The following is a 15,141-nucleotide window of genomic DNA, read 5'->3' on the forward strand; positions in this document are numbered from 1 at the left end:
ATTTGTAGAGAGTCGACCCATGGCCCCCGTGAAGATGTACACCACCCAGGTCTGCCCGTTCTGCGTGCGCGCCAAGATGCTGCTCAAGCAGCGCGGCGTGGAGCAGATCGAGGAGATCCGCATCGATGTGAACCCCGAAGAGCGTCAGGCCATGATGGACAAGACCGGCCGCCGCACCGTGCCGCAGATCTTCATCGGCGACACCCATGTCGGGGGGTGTGATGACCTCATCGCGCTCGACCAGCAAGGCGGCTTGCTCCCCTTGCTCCAGAGCGCCTGATTTCAAGCCCCGGGCAAGCCCCGGGCAGGGCGGCGCTGGCCGTCGCCCATAATCCCGTGACCGCCCGCAGCGCGCCGCCTGCGGGCTTTTGTTTGACGTTTCGTTCGAAAGAATTCCATGGCCGACGAGATCCAAGCCGCCCCCGAGGGCACCCCTGTGTTCCAGATTCAGCGCATGTACCTGAAGGATCTGTCGTTGGAGCAACCCAATGCACCGCAGATCCTGCTGGAGCAGCAACAGCCGCAGGTCGACATCAACCTGACGCTGTCCGCCGAGAACGTGACCGACGGCATTTTTGAAGTCTGCGTGACGGCCACCGTCAACACCAAGGTCGGCGACAAGACGCTGTTCCTGGTGGAAGCCAAGCAAGCCGGCATCTTCGAGATCCGCAACGTGCCGCAAGACCAACTGGAAGGCATCCTGGGCATCGTGTGCCCGCAGATGATCTACCCGTACCTGCGCGCCATCGTGTCTGACGTCTGCACCCGCGCTGGCTTCCCGCCCGTGCTGCTGACCGAAGTGAACTTCCAGGCCATGTTCGAAGCCCAGCAAGCCCAGCGCGCCGCGCAAGGCGGCCAAGCCGTGAACTGATGGTGTGCGTCTGCGCGCTGCGCAGGCCGCCCTTTGACGCCCCGCCTTGAGCGGGGCGTTTCACTTGGACGACGGTGTTATACAGCTGATGACCATAGCGGGTTGACCCGAGTCTGGACGGTGCCCCAAATGGGCTGTACAGGTGTCTTCACGTCGTATCCGACGACTCAAGACAGACCTCCGGCTCATGGAAAACAGCTCCTCCGCAACGCGCACGCGCACCAACTCAGCCTTGAAGTGGCTGGCCAACGAATACGCTTCCGTTCAGGGTGAGCTGGAGCTCGTCCGCAACGCCCTGACGATGCTTCAGGAGCGCGAACGCCGCCTGGCGGCGGAGCTGGAGGGCTTGGGCATCTCGATGCAACGCTTCGACGGCGAGCTCGACCCCACCGCAATTCGCAGCGTGTCAGCCTGGAGGGAGCGCAATGGCGGACGCGGGACGCTGCAGGCTTACGCGCTGGACGCACTCAGGCAAGCTGGCGCCGCCGGCCTGTCCGTGGACATGATGGCCAAGCTGTGGGCTGCCGAGCTGGGCGACACCGCGTTGCTCGTCTCGCCGCTGCGCGAGCAGTTCAAGGAGAACCGAGTCTCGCCCTGCTTGAAACGACTGAAGGTCAAGGGCCTCGTGACTTGCGAGCGGATGCCTGGCGGCGGGAACAAGGCCTACGTCTGGCGCATCGTGCCTGGCGCGAAACTCCGCAAGCCACCTCGCCCTCGGTAGCCTGGCTTACCGCGGCATCGACCCGCGTGCAGGGTCCTGCGGATGCTTGCCCTTTTTCGGCCCGCTGGTCTTGGCCTCGCGTTCACCTTCGACCAGAGGCTCGAACTTGCGGTGCTTGCCGTGGGTGTATCCGCGCCAATAGCGGGAGTGCCCCACGCCCAGCACGGTCCCGAACAGCGACGCCAGCTTCTGACCGTTCGACATCTTGCGCGTGTCTTCGCGCCAGGCGGTCTCGGCGCCGTATTCGAGCAGGTACTTCTCCCGTGGGTTGAGGTAGATGCCCTCGACCGAGCGGCGCATGCGGGCGTTGAAGCTCTCGGCCTGGTTCTGATTCACGCCTCGTTCGTCGCTGTAGGTTTCCGAGTGCTTGACCGAGTCATGCGCGGCGAAGTACTTGCCCACGCCGTCGTAGGACGGGTCTTCGTCGGTCACCAGCGTCGACTCCGCTGACGCGTAGCGCGTCAGGAACTTGGAAGTGGTCGCACTCGACTCTGACAGCGCGCTGGCCACGCGCGTCATCACCGCGCCCTTGCCCTTGACGTTCGAGCGCTGACGGACGACCAGCAGCAGGCGCCGGTCTTCAGGCTGGCGGGCACGCTTGCTGGCCTTGATGGGCGCCGGCGGGCCCATGACCTCGCCGTCCTTTGGCTTGAGCAGGTGCGCGGGGATGGCTGCCTTGGGCTGTGGCTTGACCTGCGGCAGGTTGCGCTTCTCCTTGTGGCGACGGCCGAGCACGTCCATGCCGTCGGCCTCCTGGACGCCGCAGAGCATGCCCACGTTGTGGCCGCGCGCCAGGCCCTCCCGCAGCTTGTGCTGGAAGGTGAACGCGGTCCCGTAGTGCGAGTCGAGGTTGCGCCGGTTCTGTAACGCCGGCAGACCCGCCGAGCCGTTGACCCAGGCCAACGCGCCCATGATGAGCTTGCGCAGCAGCAGCTTGCGGTCGGCCAGCACCGTCCCCGACGTCACCGAGAAGGTGCTGTCGCATCCCTTGCACTTCCAGCGGTACTGCAGGGGCCGGTAGTAGTGCTGGGAGTGCGTGCCGCAGTGCGGACAGCCCATCACCTTGTGGCTACCCCAGCGCCACTTGGCCATTTGTTCGACGCACTGCTGGTTGGTCCAACGCGCGACCGTGTCGAGCGACAGGTCGACCGCGTCCGAGCTCAGGTGGAACCGAGCGGTGCCCGTACTCTGGCGCATCGGGAACGGCGCACCTCCGCGGCGGCCGGTAGTGGACGAAGCGACGGCGGTGCTCACGCGGCCTCCAGGAAGGCAATGTAGACGTCCGCGGGCACCAGCACAGGCTCGGGCGTTGGCAGGCGCAGCTGTCGATGCACCGGCATGCCCAGGTGGCGGATGAGGCCGGTTTTGGCTGGCTCAGGCAGGTCCCACAGCGCGATGTGGGGCACGCCGTCCTTGTCCTGCAGTGCCGGCACGAAGGGCGCGGGCTTGGGTCCCAAGGTCTCGCACTTGTGCAGCGTCCAGCAGATGCTTCGCAGCACCAGGTCGGCTCCGTTCAGCACCTCGGGGCCGTAGGTGAACACGGTGGCCTTGTGCCGTCCGAGGAGGTCTTCTTCGAGCTGTGCGGTGTACTGGGTGCGGCTGCGCTTGTGACGGCGAATCTCGAGAGTGCCCAGGACCTTGCCCCGCTGGCCACGGTCGTCCCACTTCTCGACGATGGCGCAGACCGCATCTGCGAAGGCAGGGCGCTTGGCCACGGCGCCGAAGGCGAAGGGCTGGTCGCGACGGTAGAGGCTTTGAGTCAGCGCCCGAGCCACCAAGTCGAAGATGCTGCCGGACCAGCGCGGGTAGTTGAGCACGAACGCGGGGCTGATTGCGCCGACGTCCTTCAGGCTCAGGATGGCCACGTAGTTGGCGATGTCGCGCAGCTGCGTGTAGGCGACGTCGAGCACGGCCAGCCGGTTCTGCTCGGTGGCGCCGCGCAGCGGGCCGCCGTGGATGTAGACCTTCAGCATGGCTCAGCCCAGCTCGATTTGCCAGCTCTGGGCGAAGTCCTGGTTGTCCAGGCGCTCGTAGCCCGCGATGGTCAGGCGGTTGTCCCGAATGCCCAGGACCTGCGCGTCCATCAGCTCGGGCACCAGGTCGACGTCGCCGGGCACGTTGGCATCGACGAGCCGGGCAGTGCGAACCACGCGACCGAGCCGGTAGTCCTTGCGCTCGTGGAGGGAAAGCAGGCCCGTGATGGGCTTCATGCCGCGCAGCACGTCGGCGGTGATGAACGCGCCCTTGGCGCGGAGCTGGTGGAGATGGGCTTTCATGGGAACGGGATGACCTATGAGGGAGCGGCATAGCCGAAGTCCAGCGTGTTGGACGGCTCTTTAAACGATGCTGCCCATAGGCAACATTAGTCCTAAAAAGGCGACATCTAAGCTGAAATTTCGCCTGCCAAGCTACTCTTCGAAAATGACTTCTGAGACCCCTGCTTCAGGCAAAGGCGCGGCTCGCCGGGCGGCCAAAACGGCCCCGGGCACGTCAACCCAGCGGCGAGCGCCGAGCAAGTGGGACGTGGAAGCGCGGCAAATCATCCGCGCCGAAATGCAGCGACGAGACGTGAGCTACAAGGTGCTCGTCCAGCGCATGGGCCACCTGGGTGAAGAGGTGACCGAGCGCAATCTCATCAGCCGCATCAACCGTGGCACGTTCACCTTCGGGTTTGCGCTGCAGGTGCTGCGTGCCCTTGGAGTGACCAAGCTGACGGTCTCTGAACTTGAAAAGTCCTGACCGGAATACCGACGCGAATCCGCGCTGGGCCTCCGGTGTTTCATCCCAGCGCCATTGAAACTCAACGAACGCGCAGCGTCAAACAAGCCCTTAATGGCTATCGGTATTGGGAGATGAACACCCATTGATGGCAGTGTAGGAACTGGCATTCAGGCACTATCTGTCAGTTGCCGTAACCTTGGCAAGCAGAAACTATTACGAAATGACTGGCCGCGTTAAAACTGATTGCTAAGGTCGACGGTTGACAAAGAGGGTGGCAACCGTTGGCTACACGGAGCATGCTCCTCAAATCACGAAACCTCGTTGCTTTCACCATCCTCGGGTGCGGTGGATGGCTGGCGTATCAATATGTGGCTGGCGCTCTTCCCGCACCGACTCCTCTTCAAGAAGGCGCAGCCCACATCACTGTAATCGTCGAGCCGTCACTCGGTATTCACCCCGCAATAGAGGTGGGGTACCACGCCACGAACAATCGCTGCGCGACCGTGCCGCGTGTATTTGGGGTAGTCCCGTTGACCGACAAGCCTGTTCTGCACCAACGTGCAGCCCTGTATCTGCCGGCTGAAGTAGCTCAGCCTGGTCGTTTCGAATTTGAAATCCCAAACAAGCCCTATCTGGGGCTCTGCGACTGGAAGCGGAGTTCGATGAGGGTTATCTCTGCTCCCCCGTCCTCTCCGGAGCCCCAGGCGTCGTTATCCCCGATGAGGCTGACGACTCCTCTACGTTCGGCGGAGTATAAGTGCCGGCTCACCAGCGCCTCGCCCAGGAAGAACTGGTATTGCTCCACTCCGAGCGTCGCCGTGTCGTCTGATTCCCTCGTTTTTACGCTGGCGCCGGCCAACTGATTGCACCGGCTTGACTACCCTGGCTAGGGAGGTAGGCACGGGCATTCGCCGGGCTGGCTACACGGGGTAATGAAGCCAACAGTCCTCTTGCCCTCCCTTATTGCCGTTTTGTTGGCAGCGCCCTTCAGTGCACACGCGGGAGGGGCCGCGCACGAGCTTGACTTGTCTGATGTGGTTGTCAGCCGACTTCGAACGCTCATCGTCGACAACAGACTCGCCGATAAGGAGCGCATCGAGGAGGCTTTCATACTTGCGGGGAAAACTACTCAAGAACCGGAGTTGGACGCGCCGGTATTCGGCATGGTCATCACCGAGTGGGACGGAGGCAACGGGCTGCTCCGGGGCTACACGGTAGTCCATCGGGAGTTCCCCGGCGCTCAAAACATCAGCCTGCGTGCACTTCGCGAACTGACGATTTCTAGTAGAGGACCAACACCCGAGGCATGCGTCCGATTGAGCGCATTCAATAGCGAACTCAGGGGGCATCGCGCGGAATGCCCCTATACGCTTACGCCCCATGGCGTAGTCCCGGATGGAGGCTTGTGTTTTGCCGGACGCCAACCTCGGCAAGGAAGCTGGATAGTTCAGGTGGACCGGGGCGTGGCAGACGACTGTACACAAACTGTGCGTGTCAGCTATCTGTCACTCCCAAGCCCCCTGATTTCCGCACTGGAGGACGCTAGATTGGCATATCTCCGAGCACTGTCAAAGATTCAGGGGCTACCTACCCTTGTGCCGCCGCCCTCGCCGACAGGGGCAGCAGCTGGAGTATCAAGTCCCCCGTCACTCGACTCAGGGCTTCCTGCCAAATGCTTTAAGCCGGGGGAACCCGTCACCTTGCCTTATCAGCGACCGTGCTGAATGGCGTGGAGTCCTTACGTACCAACGCCATGTGTGCAGACCGATTAAACTCCCGCCACCTGAGGCATGGGCCTCAAACGCGCTGGAATCGTGGAGCTTCGCTCGAAGCGATTGAGCATCTGCGCAAGAAAATCCCTTCGCAGATTCCCTGCGGCTACCTTAACCTGCTTGCAGCAACTGATGGTGGCGAAGCTGCGCTACCGGTTGCGCCGTACAACTGCTGCCTGGACGACGCCACCACAGTGTTGACCGGCGGCGCAAAAGCTTGGCGACAGCGCTGGCTTGAAGAAGGGTTCTTTATCATCGGAGGTGACGGAGGCGGTGAACTGCTTGCTTTTGACCTCCGAACGCAGGGCGAGCCGCCCATCGTCGCGATTGACATGGTCGCCGGTTCGGAGTCCGCGATGATGGTTGCCCCGTCCGTGGAAGCCTTCGTGGCCATGCTGGGGCGCGAAGAGGCCGCTTGATGCCCAACGGGGCTTGCGCCCTCCGCTGGGCCTAGTTGTGAGTTCCGAGGCGCCGACGAACGGTTAGACACCAACCCCTCCCCAGCACTCCCCACCCCGCTAAGTTCTTGTCAGCAAAGGCGATTGGTCATCTGCTGGATAACACCCTTGGACGACACTCTTTCTCATGACGACGATGCAGATCAGCGTGCTGGGCGCCGGCGCCTGGGGAACGGCTTTGGCCATTCAGGCCGCGGGTGCCGGGCACGACGTGTGCCTCTGGGGGCGGGATGCCGCCGCGATGGCGCGCATGCGCGAGGTGGGGCGCAACGAAGCGTATTTGCCGGATGCGCCACTGCCCCGCGGCCTGGCGTTGACGTCGGACTTCGACCTTGCGGTGCGGCACGCCGGTGCGGGCCTGACGATCATCGGCACACCGATGTCGGGCCTGCGGGCCACCTTGGCCGCGTTGCCGGCGTCGCAGCGGGTGCTGTGGCTGTGCAAGGGGTTCGAGGCCGGCACGGGCCGCTTGGGCCACGAAATCGCCCGCGAATTGCAGCACTCGCAGCGGGTGGGGGTGCTCTCTGGCCCCAGCTTTGCGCAGGAGGTGGCTGCTGGGCGGCCCACCGCTCTGGTGGCGGCCAGTGAGGACGCCGAGTTGGCACACGCCGCGGTCGAGGCGTTTCACGGCGACCGGCTGCGCGTCTACACCTCGACCGACCCTGTGGGGGTGGAAGTGGGGGGCGCGGTGAAGAACGTGATGGCCATCGCCGTGGGTGTGTGCGATGGCCTCAGCGGTTCGGCCCCCGATGCACCGGGGCTGAACGCGCGGGCGGCGCTCATCACCCGAGGGCTGGCTGAAATGTTGCGCCTGGGCCAAGCCCTGGGCGCGCGGGTCGAGACCTTCATGGGCTTGTCAGGCCTCGGGGATTTGGTGCTGACCGCCACGGGCGACCTGTCGCGCAACCGCCGCGTGGGCCTGATGCTGGCGCGGGGGCAGGCGCTGCCGTCCATCTTGGCCGAACTCGGCCACGTGGCGGAGGGCGTCTACAGCGCGCCCACGGTGTTGGCTCGCGCCCAGGCGCTGGGGGTGGACATGCCCGTCACGGCGGCCATGGTGGCTTTGCTGGAAGGGCGGGTCACCGCTGCTCAGGGCGTGGACCTGCTGATGGGCCGTCAGCCCCGACCCGAGTGAACGGCGGCTGATGGCGGGCGCTCGGGCGTCAAATCCCGTCCGCGTAGCCGTTTTGTCGCCAGGCCTCGAACACCGCCACCGCGACGCTGTTGCTGAGGTTGAGGCTGCGCTGGCCGGCGCGCATGGGCAGGCGAACCCGCTGGTTCACCGGAAAGCTGTCGCGCAGCGTGGGCGGCAGCCCTGCCGTTTCACTGCCGAAAACCAGCCAGTCGCCCGGCTGCCACTGAACTTCCCCGAACGGGCGGCTGCCCTTGGTGGTGAAGGCAAACATGCGGCCGAGGTCGGGTGCTTCCGTCGCCAGGAATTGATCCCAATTGGCGTGGCGCTTCAGCGGGGCGTACTCGTGGTAGTCCAGCCCGGCGCGCTGAAGCAACCGGTCTTCCATCGAAAAACCCAGCGGCTCAATCAAGTGCAGTTGGCATCCCGTGTTCGCGGCCAACCGGATCACATTGCCGGTGTTGGGCGGAATTTCGGGGTGCACGAGAACGATCTGGAACATGGGCGGGAGTATCCCGCGCCGTTCAGTTGTCGCCGGGCTCCGGCGTTCGGGCCACCACCCACGCCTGCACGCTCATCACCCCGGCCTGCAACAGCACACTGGCTAGTTCATACAGGGTGGCGCCAGTCGTCATGACGTCGTCCAGCAAGGCGACGTTGCACCCGCGCAGGCGCGGGGCGTTCAGCGGGTCCACCGCGAACACGCCGCGCACATTGGCCGCGCGGGCCTCCAGCGACAGGTGGGCTTGCCGTTCGTTGTGTCTCACTCGCAGCAGCAGTTCGGGTTCGCAACGCAGGGCCCGACGCCTGGCGAGTGCCTTGGCAAGCTCGTGGGCCTGGTTGTAGCCGCGTTCCCGCAGTCGTTCCGCCGACACGGGAACGGGCAAGACGAAGTCGGGCTCTGCGACTTCGGCTGCGTCGAGCGCCGCGTTCAGCCGATCGAGCAGGCATTCACGCAGGTCCAGCGCCTGGTGGTACTTGAAATGCTGCAGCAAGCCGTCCCAGGGGAATCCGTAGTCCAGCGCCGTGATGGTGCGATCCAGCGGTGGTGGGGTGCGCAGGCATCGTCCGCATTGGGCGTGCGCATGACCGCTCAGTTCGACGGGTAGGCGGGCGGCGCAGGTCCGGCACCGCACCTGTGGCTGCGCGTACAGCGCCAAGCAGCTGTCGCAGATCGTGCGGTGGCTCCAGGCGCGGCATACCGCGCATTGCCCTGCGCAGCGCATGAGCACCTTTTCAATCAGTGCGGGCTTGGCCGCAGTGAGCAAGCGATCCGGCATCGGCTCAATATACTCAGCGGCCCATGAATCCGCAGGCCACGCCCCCTAACTCAAAGTCTGCGTTCCGCGCCCAGGATCTGGATGAACCGGCCGTGAATCGGCAGGTGCGGCGGCTGGCGGCTGCTTCCGCTGCACCGTGGTTGCACGCCGAGGTGGCGTCACGCATGGCCGAGCGGCTGGCCTACATCAAGCTGGCGCCCAAGCGCGTGCTCGACACCACACCCGCGTTGGGCAGCAGCTTGCAGGTGCTTCGAGAGGCCTACCCGACGGCTGAAATGCTGTGGCACGAAGCGCATCCGGCCTTGGAGGCGCGGGCGGCGGCCGAATTGGCTGGCCCGTGGTGGCGTAAATGGTGGGGGAGTGCTGCGCGACACGTAGAACGCCTGCCGGCCGTTCCGCCGGTCGATTTGGTGTGGTCCAACATGGCGCTGCATGCCCATGCGGATCTCCCTGGACTGCTGTCGCAGTGGCAGGGCAGCTTGGCGGTCGGCGGGTTTGTGATGTTTTCCTGCTTGGGGCCGGACACATTCATCGAGCTGCGGGCGTTGTGGTCCCGGCTCGGGTGGGGTCTGCCGGCGCCGATGTGGTGGGACATGCATGACATTGGCGACCTGGCACTCAAGGCGGGTTTCACCGACCCGGTGATGGACCAGCAACGCCTTCGACTGACCTGGGGCAGCCCCGAGCAGTTGTTGGCGGACCTGCGGGCGCTCGGGGGCAATCTTTCACCGCAGCGGCGGTCTGGCTTGCTCGGGCGCCGATGGCATCGGCAACTGCTGGGCGAGCTTGAGAGCTTGCGGGATAGCGATGGCCGGCTGGCCCTGACCTTGGAACTGGTTTTCGGTCACGCCGTGAAGGCCGCGCCACGGATGGTGGTGGCCGCAGAGACGCACGTCTCGCTGGATTCCATGCGCGCTGCACTGAAAGTGAAGCCACCGGGGGGGTGATTCCTCGGGGCTTTCACGGCTCTGCACCCAGGGCGCCCTGGGCTAAACTCTTGAGCCGCATCAAGGATTTGGCACATTGCCGGGTCCCGACACAGGAACTTGTGTTGCATATCGGGTGCTTCGGCCCGTTTGCAAGCCCTGCTCTTCAAAGAACCAAGTTGACAACCATGACGATGATGAACGCACGAGTGCAAAGCGCCTCACGCGCTTGGGGCCGGTGGGCCGCAGCGGCGGCGGCCCTGGCAACGGGTCCGGCCCTGGCGGTGAACGACCTGAAGGGCGGTCCTGGCGTCAATCAGATCAATCTGCACGAGCCGGTCACCACGATCGCGCGTGACCAGATGTGGTTGCACAACTTCATGCTGATCATCTGCCTGGCGATTTTTGTCGCGGTGTTCGGCGTGATGTTCTATTCCATCTTCAAGCATCGCAAGTCCAAGGGCGCGGTGTCGGCGAACTTCCACGAAAGCGTGGCGGTCGAAATCGCCTGGACGGTGGTGCCTTTCCTGATCGTGATCGGCATGGCCTTGCCGGCGACCAAGGTCGTGGTGGCCATGAAGGACACCACGAATGCGGACGTGACCATCAAGGCCACGGGTTACCAGTGGAAGTGGGGCTACGACTACCTCAAGGGCGAAGGCGAAGGCATCGGTTTCCTGGCCACGCTGGACACCGCCCAGCGCGAGGCCTCGAACAGCGGCAACCCCGAACCCGTGGACAACTACCTGCTGAAGGTGGACAACCCGCTCGTGGTGCCGGTGGACAAGAAGATCCGCATCATCACCACCGCCAACGACGTGATCCACGCCTGGATGATCCCGGCCTTCGGCGTGAAGCAGGACGCGATTCCCGGTTTTGTGCGTGACACCTGGTTCAAGGCCGAGAAGGTGGGCGACTACTACGGTCAGTGCGCCGAACTGTGCGGCAAGGAGCATGCGTACATGCCCATCCACGTGAAGGTCGTGTCCGCTGAGGACTACACGAAGTGGGTGGACGGCAAGAAGAAGGAAATGGCCGCCAAGGCGGACGATCCGAGCAAGGTTTGGGAGCAAGCCGCTTTGGTGGCCCGTGGCGAGAAGGTGTACGCCGCCAACTGCGCCGTCTGTCACAAGCCGGACGGCAAGGGCGCTGGCCCGATCAAGGCGTTGGACGCGTCCCCGTTGGTGCTTGCGGAGAACCACCTTGACCAGATCCAGGTGCTGCTGAACGGTCGCATGGACAAGGGCATGCCGGCTTGGAAGCAACTCAGCGACACCGACATCGCTGCGGTCATCACCTACACGAAGAACAGCTGGTCCAACAAGACGGGTCAGACGGTGCAGCCGGCGGAAATCGTCGCCGCACGCAAGTAATCCGGAACGCCGAATCAGAGGTAAACACATGAGTGCAGTGCTCCCCCCCCACGGCGTTCACGGTGGCCACGCTGGCGACCACGCCCACGACGATCATCACGACCACCACGCGCCCACCGGCTGGCGTCGATGGGTGTTCGCCACCAATCACAAAGACATCGGTACGCTGTACCTGTTGTTCGCCTTCACGATGCTGATGATCGGCGGCGTGCTGGCGCTGTGCATCCGTGCCGAACTGTTCAAGCCGGGTCTGCAGTTCTTCAACCCTGAGCTGTTCAACCAGTTCACGACCATGCACGGTCTGATCATGGTGTTCGGCGCCATCATGCCGGCGTTCGTGGGCTTCGCGAACTGGATGATTCCGCTGCAGATCGGCGCCAGTGACATGGCGTTCGCGCGGATGAACAACTTCAGCTTCTGGCTGATGATTCCCGCAGCCATCATGCTGGTGGCCAGCTTCTTCATGCCGGGCGGCGCCCCCGCGGCCGGCTGGACGCTCTACGCGCCGCTGACGCTGCAGATGGGCCCGTCGATGGACGCCGGCATCTTCGCCATGCACATCCTCGGCGCAAGCTCGATCATGGGCTCGATCAACATCATCGTGACCATCCTCAACATGCGCGCCCCGGGCATGACGCTGATGAAGATGCCGATGTTCTGCTGGACCTGGCTGATCACGGCGTACCTGCTGATCGCCGTCATGCCGGTGCTGGCGGGTGCCATCACGATGACGCTGACCGATCGCCACTTCGGCACTGCCTTCTTCAACCCGGCGGGCGGCGGCGACCCGGTCATGTACCAGCACATCTTCTGGTTCTTCGGCCACCCCGAGGTCTACATCATGATCTTGCCGGCCTTCGGCATCATCAGCCAGATCGTGCCGGCCTTCGCCCGCAAGCGCCTGTTCGGCTACGCCTCGATGGTCTACGCCACCGCGTCGATCGCCATCCTGTCCTTCATCGTGTGGGCGCACCATATGTTCGCCACGGGCATGCCGGTGACGGGCCAGCTGTTCTTCATGTACGCGACCATGCTGATCGCGGTGCCCACCGGCGTGAAGATCTTCAACTGGCTGGCCACGATGTGGCGCGGCTCGATGACCTTCGAAGTGCCCATGTTGTGGGCCGTGGGTTTCATCTTCGTGTTCACGATGGGCGGCTTCACCGGCCTGATCTGCGCGATGGCCCCCATCGACATCCAGATCCAGGACACGTATTACGTCGTGGCGCACTTCCACTACGTGCTGGTGGCCGGTTCGTTGTACGCGCTGTTCGCCGGCGTCTACTACTGGGGCCCGAAGTGGACTGGCGTGATGTACTCGGAGACGCGTGGCAAGATCCACTTCTGGGGTTCGCTGATCGCCTTCAACGTCACGTTCTTCCCGATGCACTTCCTGGGTTTGGCCGGCATGCCGCGACGCTATGCCGACTACCCGATGCAGTTCACCGATTTCAACCAGATTGCCACGGTGGGCGCTTTCGGTTTCGGCCTGATGCAGGTGTATTTCTTCCTGTTCGTCGTGGTGCCGATGATGCGCGGTAAGGGCGTTGCAGCGGCGCAGAAGCCTTGGGAGGCCGCCGAGGGGCTGGAGTGGGAAGTGCCGTCGCCGGCGCCCTTCCACACCTTCGAAGAGCCGCCCAAGCTGAACGCTTCGGCCACGCGCATCGTCGCCTGAGCACCATGACGCCGGAGCAACGCAAGAGCAACCGTCGGCTGGGTTTGATCCTGTTGACGGTGGCACTGACCTTCTTCGTTGGCTTCATGGCCAAGATGGCGCTGTTCGCCCACTGAGATGTCTCTGCTGAGCGCCCTGCACCGCGACAACCGCCAGTTGCTCATCAAGCTGGCGGTGGTGGTGGGCCTGATGTTCGGGTTCGGCTACGCGCTGGTGCCGTTGTACAAGGCGATCTGCGAGGCGCTGGGTATCAACGTGTTGTCGTTGTCTGAGCGCCAAACGGTCTTGTCCGAGCGCGGTGTAGCCAACGGCAATGGGCAGATCGACTACAGCCGCGAAATCACGGTGGAGTTCGACACCAACGCCCGCGGCCCGTGGGACTTCAAGCCGGCGGTGCGCCACATGACGGTGCACCCGGGTGAGTTGGCGCAGGTGATGTATGAATTTCGGAACAAGCAGGACCGCGTGATGGCGGCCCAGGCGATCCCGAGCTACGCGCCGATGCAGGCCAGTGCGCACTTCAACAAGCTGGAGTGTTTTTGCTTCAACGAGTACACCTTGCAGCCGGGTGAGTCGAAGCAGTGGCCGGTGGTGTTTGTGATCGACTCCAAGCTGCCCAAGGACGTGAAGACCATCACCTTGTCGTACACCTTCTTTGAGGTGGCCGGCAAGGGCGGGGTGAAGCTGGGTGTGGTGCAGGATTCGGCGCCCAAGGCGGCTGGAGCCACGCTGTGAACGAGCCGTCTTCGGAGCTGAAGGACGCGTTGGCGCGCAAGGGCTCGTTCCTGCAGACGCTCTCGGCCGTGGCGTGGAGTTTTTTTGGTGTGCGGCGCGGGCGGGACCATGAAAATGACATGGCCCGACTCAACCCGGTGCACGTGTTGATTGCGGGCGTGCTAGGTGCCGCCCTGTTTGTATTGATGCTGGTGTTGGTGATCCGTTGGGTGATCAGCAGCGGCGTGGCAGCGGCCTGATGGCCGTCTGTGACTGAGTTCAGATCGAGCAAGAACTAGGAGAACGACATGTCGGCAGCGACGACCGCGGGCAAGGCCCCGTACTACTTTGTCCCGGGGCCTTCGCGCCATCCGGTGATGGCGGCTCTGGGCCTGTTCTTTGTGATCCTCGGCGCGGGCCAGTGGATCAACGGCCACGGCTGGGGCATGTATTCCCTGTTCGGTGGTTTGGCGCTCTGGGCCTTCGTGCTGCGCCAATGGTTCGGTGATGCCATTGGCGAAAGCGAAGGTGGCCTCTACAGCGACCGCATCGATGTGTCCTTCCGCTGGAGCATGGGCTGGTTCATCTTCTCGGAGGTGATGTTCTTTGCGGCGTTCTTCGGCGCGCTGTACTGGGCCCGCGTTTTCGCGCTGCCGTCGCTGGGCAGCCTCGAGAACTCGTTGCTGTGGCCTGACTTCAAGGCGGTGTGGCCGAGCACGGCGGCTGGCTTCACGGCTTCGCCCGCGGGCACCGTGGAAGCGTTCAGCACGATGGGCCCCTGGCCGATTCCGACCATCAACACCGGGTTGCTGTTGACCTCCGGTATCACGCTGACGATTGCGCACCATGCGCTGATCGCAGGCAACCGCGCCAAGACGATCGCGTGGATGTGGATCACGGTGGCGCTGGGGGCGACCTTCCTGGGCTTCCAGGCCTACGAGTACCACCACGCATACTCTGAACTGAACCTGAAGCTGTCGTCGGGCATCTTCGGCTCCACTTTCTACATGTTGACCGGCTTCCACGGCTTCCACGTTTGCGTGGGCGCGCTGATGCTGCTGTTCATCACGATTCGTTTGATGAAGGGCCATTTCACGGCCGACCGTCACTTCGGCTTCGAAGGCGCCGCGTGGTATTGGCACTTCGTGGACGTGGTGTGGCTGGGCCTGTACGTCGTGGTCTACTGGATGTAAGCCACGAGGCCTCCATGAGAAAGCGCCGCTGACGCGGCGCTTTTTTCTTGGCATCAACTGCGCACAGGCAGTCCGGTGGGTTGGATCCAGCCCAACTTCCAGCTCAGCAAAATGATCAGGAACAGGGCTACCGACAAGGCGACGCGCAACGCGAGTGCCCGCGCCATGTTCGGGCTGCGGCGCTGCTCCGTGCGGCCCTTTCGCAGCATGAAGAAGCCGGCCGATGCGAGTGCTCCCAAGATGCCGATGAACGCAATCAGGAATACGAATTTCATGCGCCGGGATTATGGGCGTGAGGGCTGGGC

Annotated in this window: 19 protein-coding genes; 13 read left to right on the top strand and 6 right to left on the bottom strand. The window is 63.8% G+C overall.

Annotation, left to right across the window (positions count from 1 at the left end; translation table 11 throughout):
• The first annotated feature begins 19 nt into the window (after positions 1-19).
• The 3 genes from grxC (at position 20) to ACG01O_RS02695 (ending at position 1,592) form a co-directional block, all read left to right on the top strand.
• The gene (gene grxC / locus ACG01O_RS02685) at positions 20-280 is read left to right on the top strand and encodes a glutaredoxin 3 (RefSeq protein ID WP_394381112.1); all 261 of its coding nucleotides are present in this window, start codon (positions 20-22) and stop codon (positions 278-280) included.
• Between the two features lie 117 nt (positions 281-397).
• Entirely contained in the window at positions 398-871 is a 474-nt protein-coding gene (secB, locus tag ACG01O_RS02690) for a protein-export chaperone SecB (RefSeq protein ID WP_394381113.1), read from the top strand.
• Positions 872-1,058: 187 nt separating this feature from the next.
• A complete protein-coding gene (locus ACG01O_RS02695; protein WP_394381116.1) occupies positions 1,059-1,592 on the top strand; it encodes a hypothetical protein in 534 nt (177 codons plus the stop codon).
• Between the two features lie 6 nt (positions 1,593-1,598).
• Here ACG01O_RS02695 and ACG01O_RS02700 read toward each other — a convergent pair whose 3' ends face one another.
• Genes ACG01O_RS02700 through ACG01O_RS02710 form a run of 3 tightly spaced genes read right to left on the bottom strand, consistent with a single transcriptional unit; the run spans position 1,599 to position 3,868 of the window.
• Positions 1,599-2,846 carry an IS1595 family transposase gene (locus ACG01O_RS02700; protein ID WP_394381119.1) on the bottom strand — a complete coding sequence of 416 codons (1,248 nt, stop codon included), beginning with the start codon at positions 2,844-2,846 and terminating at the stop codon, positions 1,599-1,601.
• Positions 2,843-3,565, bottom strand: a complete 723-nt coding sequence (locus ACG01O_RS02705) for a hypothetical protein (protein WP_394381122.1) — start codon at positions 3,563-3,565, stop codon at positions 2,843-2,845. Before ACG01O_RS02705 ends, ACG01O_RS02700 begins: the two co-directional genes overlap by 4 nt.
• A 3-nt stretch (positions 3,566-3,568) precedes the next feature.
• A complete protein-coding gene (locus tag ACG01O_RS02710; protein ID WP_394381125.1) occupies positions 3,569-3,868 on the bottom strand; it encodes a hypothetical protein in 300 nt (99 codons plus the stop codon).
• 145 nt (positions 3,869-4,013) lie between these two features.
• On the opposite strand from ACG01O_RS02710, the gene ACG01O_RS02715 reads away from it, so the two are divergent.
• The 3 genes from ACG01O_RS02715 to ACG01O_RS02725 all read left to right on the top strand — a co-directional run bounded on the left by ACG01O_RS02715 (position 4,014) and on the right by ACG01O_RS02725 (position 7,678).
• On the top strand, positions 4,014-4,331 hold the full coding sequence (locus ACG01O_RS02715) for a DUF6471 domain-containing protein (RefSeq protein ID WP_394381127.1): 318 nt from the start codon (positions 4,014-4,016) through the stop codon (positions 4,329-4,331).
• A gap of 1,699 nt (positions 4,332-6,030) precedes the next feature.
• Positions 6,031-6,504 (top strand): SMI1/KNR4 family protein, encoded by a 474-nt coding sequence (locus ACG01O_RS02720; RefSeq protein ID WP_394381130.1) that lies wholly within the window; start codon positions 6,031-6,033, stop codon positions 6,502-6,504.
• Between the two features lie 175 nt (positions 6,505-6,679).
• Positions 6,680-7,678: an NAD(P)H-dependent glycerol-3-phosphate dehydrogenase gene (locus tag ACG01O_RS02725; RefSeq protein WP_394382491.1), complete on the top strand. Its 999-nt coding sequence runs from the start codon at positions 6,680-6,682 to the stop codon at positions 7,676-7,678.
• Between the two features lie 28 nt (positions 7,679-7,706).
• On the opposite strand, the gene trmL is transcribed toward ACG01O_RS02725, so the two are convergent.
• Together trmL and ACG01O_RS02735 are read right to left on the bottom strand one after the other, a co-directional pair.
• Positions 7,707-8,177 (bottom strand): tRNA (uridine(34)/cytosine(34)/5-carboxymethylaminomethyluridine(34)-2'-O)-methyltransferase TrmL, encoded by a 471-nt coding sequence (gene trmL / locus ACG01O_RS02730; RefSeq protein ID WP_394381133.1) that lies wholly within the window; start codon positions 8,175-8,177, stop codon positions 7,707-7,709.
• A gap of 22 nt (positions 8,178-8,199) precedes the next feature.
• Entirely contained in the window at positions 8,200-8,955 is a 756-nt protein-coding gene (locus ACG01O_RS02735; protein WP_394381135.1) for a ComF family protein, read from the bottom strand.
• Positions 8,956-8,978: 23 nt separating this feature from the next.
• Here ACG01O_RS02735 and ACG01O_RS02740 point away from each other — a divergent pair, with 23 nt between their 5' ends.
• From ACG01O_RS02740 to ACG01O_RS02770, 7 genes are all read left to right on the top strand, one after another.
• Positions 8,979-9,902 (top strand): methyltransferase domain-containing protein, encoded by a 924-nt coding sequence (locus ACG01O_RS02740; protein WP_394381138.1) that lies wholly within the window; start codon positions 8,979-8,981, stop codon positions 9,900-9,902.
• Between the two features lie 173 nt (positions 9,903-10,075).
• Positions 10,076-11,254 (top strand): cytochrome c oxidase subunit II, encoded by a 1,179-nt coding sequence (coxB, locus tag ACG01O_RS02745; protein ID WP_394382493.1) that lies wholly within the window; start codon positions 10,076-10,078, stop codon positions 11,252-11,254.
• A 28-nt stretch (positions 11,255-11,282) separates the two neighbouring features.
• Positions 11,283-12,929, top strand: a complete 1,647-nt coding sequence (gene ctaD / locus ACG01O_RS02750; protein ID WP_394381141.1) for a cytochrome c oxidase subunit I — start codon at positions 11,283-11,285, stop codon at positions 12,927-12,929.
• A gap of 5 nt (positions 12,930-12,934) precedes the next feature.
• Positions 12,935-13,045, top strand: coding sequence for a cytochrome oxidase small assembly protein (locus ACG01O_RS02755; RefSeq protein WP_394381144.1), 111 nt, complete (start codon positions 12,935-12,937; stop codon positions 13,043-13,045).
• 1 nt (position 13,046) lies between these two features.
• The gene (locus ACG01O_RS02760) at positions 13,047-13,664 is read left to right on the top strand and encodes a cytochrome c oxidase assembly protein (protein ID WP_394381147.1); all 618 of its coding nucleotides are present in this window, start codon (positions 13,047-13,049) and stop codon (positions 13,662-13,664) included.
• Complete coding sequence (locus ACG01O_RS02765) at positions 13,661-13,903, top strand: DUF2970 domain-containing protein (RefSeq protein ID WP_394381150.1); 243 nt, start codon at positions 13,661-13,663, stop codon at positions 13,901-13,903. The genes ACG01O_RS02760 and ACG01O_RS02765 overlap by 4 nt, the downstream gene beginning before the upstream one ends.
• A gap of 48 nt (positions 13,904-13,951) precedes the next feature.
• Entirely contained in the window at positions 13,952-14,836 is an 885-nt protein-coding gene (locus ACG01O_RS02770) for a cytochrome c oxidase subunit 3 (RefSeq protein ID WP_394381153.1), read from the top strand.
• A gap of 53 nt (positions 14,837-14,889) precedes the next feature.
• Here the strand turns inward: ACG01O_RS02770 and ACG01O_RS02775 are convergent, their stop codons facing one another.
• Positions 14,890-15,111, bottom strand: a complete 222-nt coding sequence (locus ACG01O_RS02775) for a DUF2909 domain-containing protein (protein ID WP_394381156.1) — start codon at positions 15,109-15,111, stop codon at positions 14,890-14,892.
• Between the last annotated feature and the right edge of the window lie 30 nt (positions 15,112-15,141).

Origin of the sequence: Pelomonas baiyunensis, from assembly GCF_043555935.1 — a bacterium.
Lineage (GTDB): Bacteria > Pseudomonadota > Gammaproteobacteria > Burkholderiales > Burkholderiaceae_C > Pelomonas > Pelomonas baiyunensis.

What these genes read in the sequence shown, in the direction of transcription:
- grxC (WP_394381112.1), top strand. Translation starts at nt 20, where the DNA reads ATGGCCCCCGTGAAGATGTACACCACCCAGGTCTGCCCGTTCTGCGTG.
- secB (WP_394381113.1), top strand. Translation starts at nt 398, where the DNA reads ATGGCCGACGAGATCCAAGCCGCCCCCGAGGGCACCCCTGTGTTCCAG.
- ACG01O_RS02695 (WP_394381116.1), top strand. Translation starts at nt 1,059, where the DNA reads ATGGAAAACAGCTCCTCCGCAACGCGCACGCGCACCAACTCAGCCTTG.
- ACG01O_RS02705 (WP_394381122.1), bottom strand. Translation starts at nt 3,565, where the DNA reads ATGCTGAAGGTCTACATCCACGGCGGCCCGCTGCGCGGCGCCACCGAG.
- ACG01O_RS02710 (WP_394381125.1), bottom strand. Translation starts at nt 3,868, where the DNA reads ATGAAAGCCCATCTCCACCAGCTCCGCGCCAAGGGCGCGTTCATCACC.
- ACG01O_RS02715 (WP_394381127.1), top strand. Translation starts at nt 4,014, where the DNA reads ATGACTTCTGAGACCCCTGCTTCAGGCAAAGGCGCGGCTCGCCGGGCG.
- ACG01O_RS02725 (WP_394382491.1), top strand. Translation starts at nt 6,680, where the DNA reads ATGCAGATCAGCGTGCTGGGCGCCGGCGCCTGGGGAACGGCTTTGGCC.
- trmL (WP_394381133.1), bottom strand. Translation starts at nt 8,177, where the DNA reads ATGTTCCAGATCGTTCTCGTGCACCCCGAAATTCCGCCCAACACCGGC.
- ACG01O_RS02735 (WP_394381135.1), bottom strand. Translation starts at nt 8,955, where the DNA reads ATGCCGGATCGCTTGCTCACTGCGGCCAAGCCCGCACTGATTGAAAAG.
- ACG01O_RS02740 (WP_394381138.1), top strand. Translation starts at nt 8,979, where the DNA reads ATGAATCCGCAGGCCACGCCCCCTAACTCAAAGTCTGCGTTCCGCGCC.
- coxB (WP_394382493.1), top strand. Translation starts at nt 10,076, where the DNA reads ATGATGAACGCACGAGTGCAAAGCGCCTCACGCGCTTGGGGCCGGTGG.
- ctaD (WP_394381141.1), top strand. Translation starts at nt 11,283, where the DNA reads ATGAGTGCAGTGCTCCCCCCCCACGGCGTTCACGGTGGCCACGCTGGC.
- ACG01O_RS02755 (WP_394381144.1), top strand. Translation starts at nt 12,935, where the DNA reads ATGACGCCGGAGCAACGCAAGAGCAACCGTCGGCTGGGTTTGATCCTG.
- ACG01O_RS02760 (WP_394381147.1), top strand. Translation starts at nt 13,047, where the DNA reads ATGTCTCTGCTGAGCGCCCTGCACCGCGACAACCGCCAGTTGCTCATC.
- ACG01O_RS02770 (WP_394381153.1), top strand. Translation starts at nt 13,952, where the DNA reads ATGTCGGCAGCGACGACCGCGGGCAAGGCCCCGTACTACTTTGTCCCG.
- ACG01O_RS02775 (WP_394381156.1), bottom strand. Translation starts at nt 15,111, where the DNA reads ATGAAATTCGTATTCCTGATTGCGTTCATCGGCATCTTGGGAGCACTC.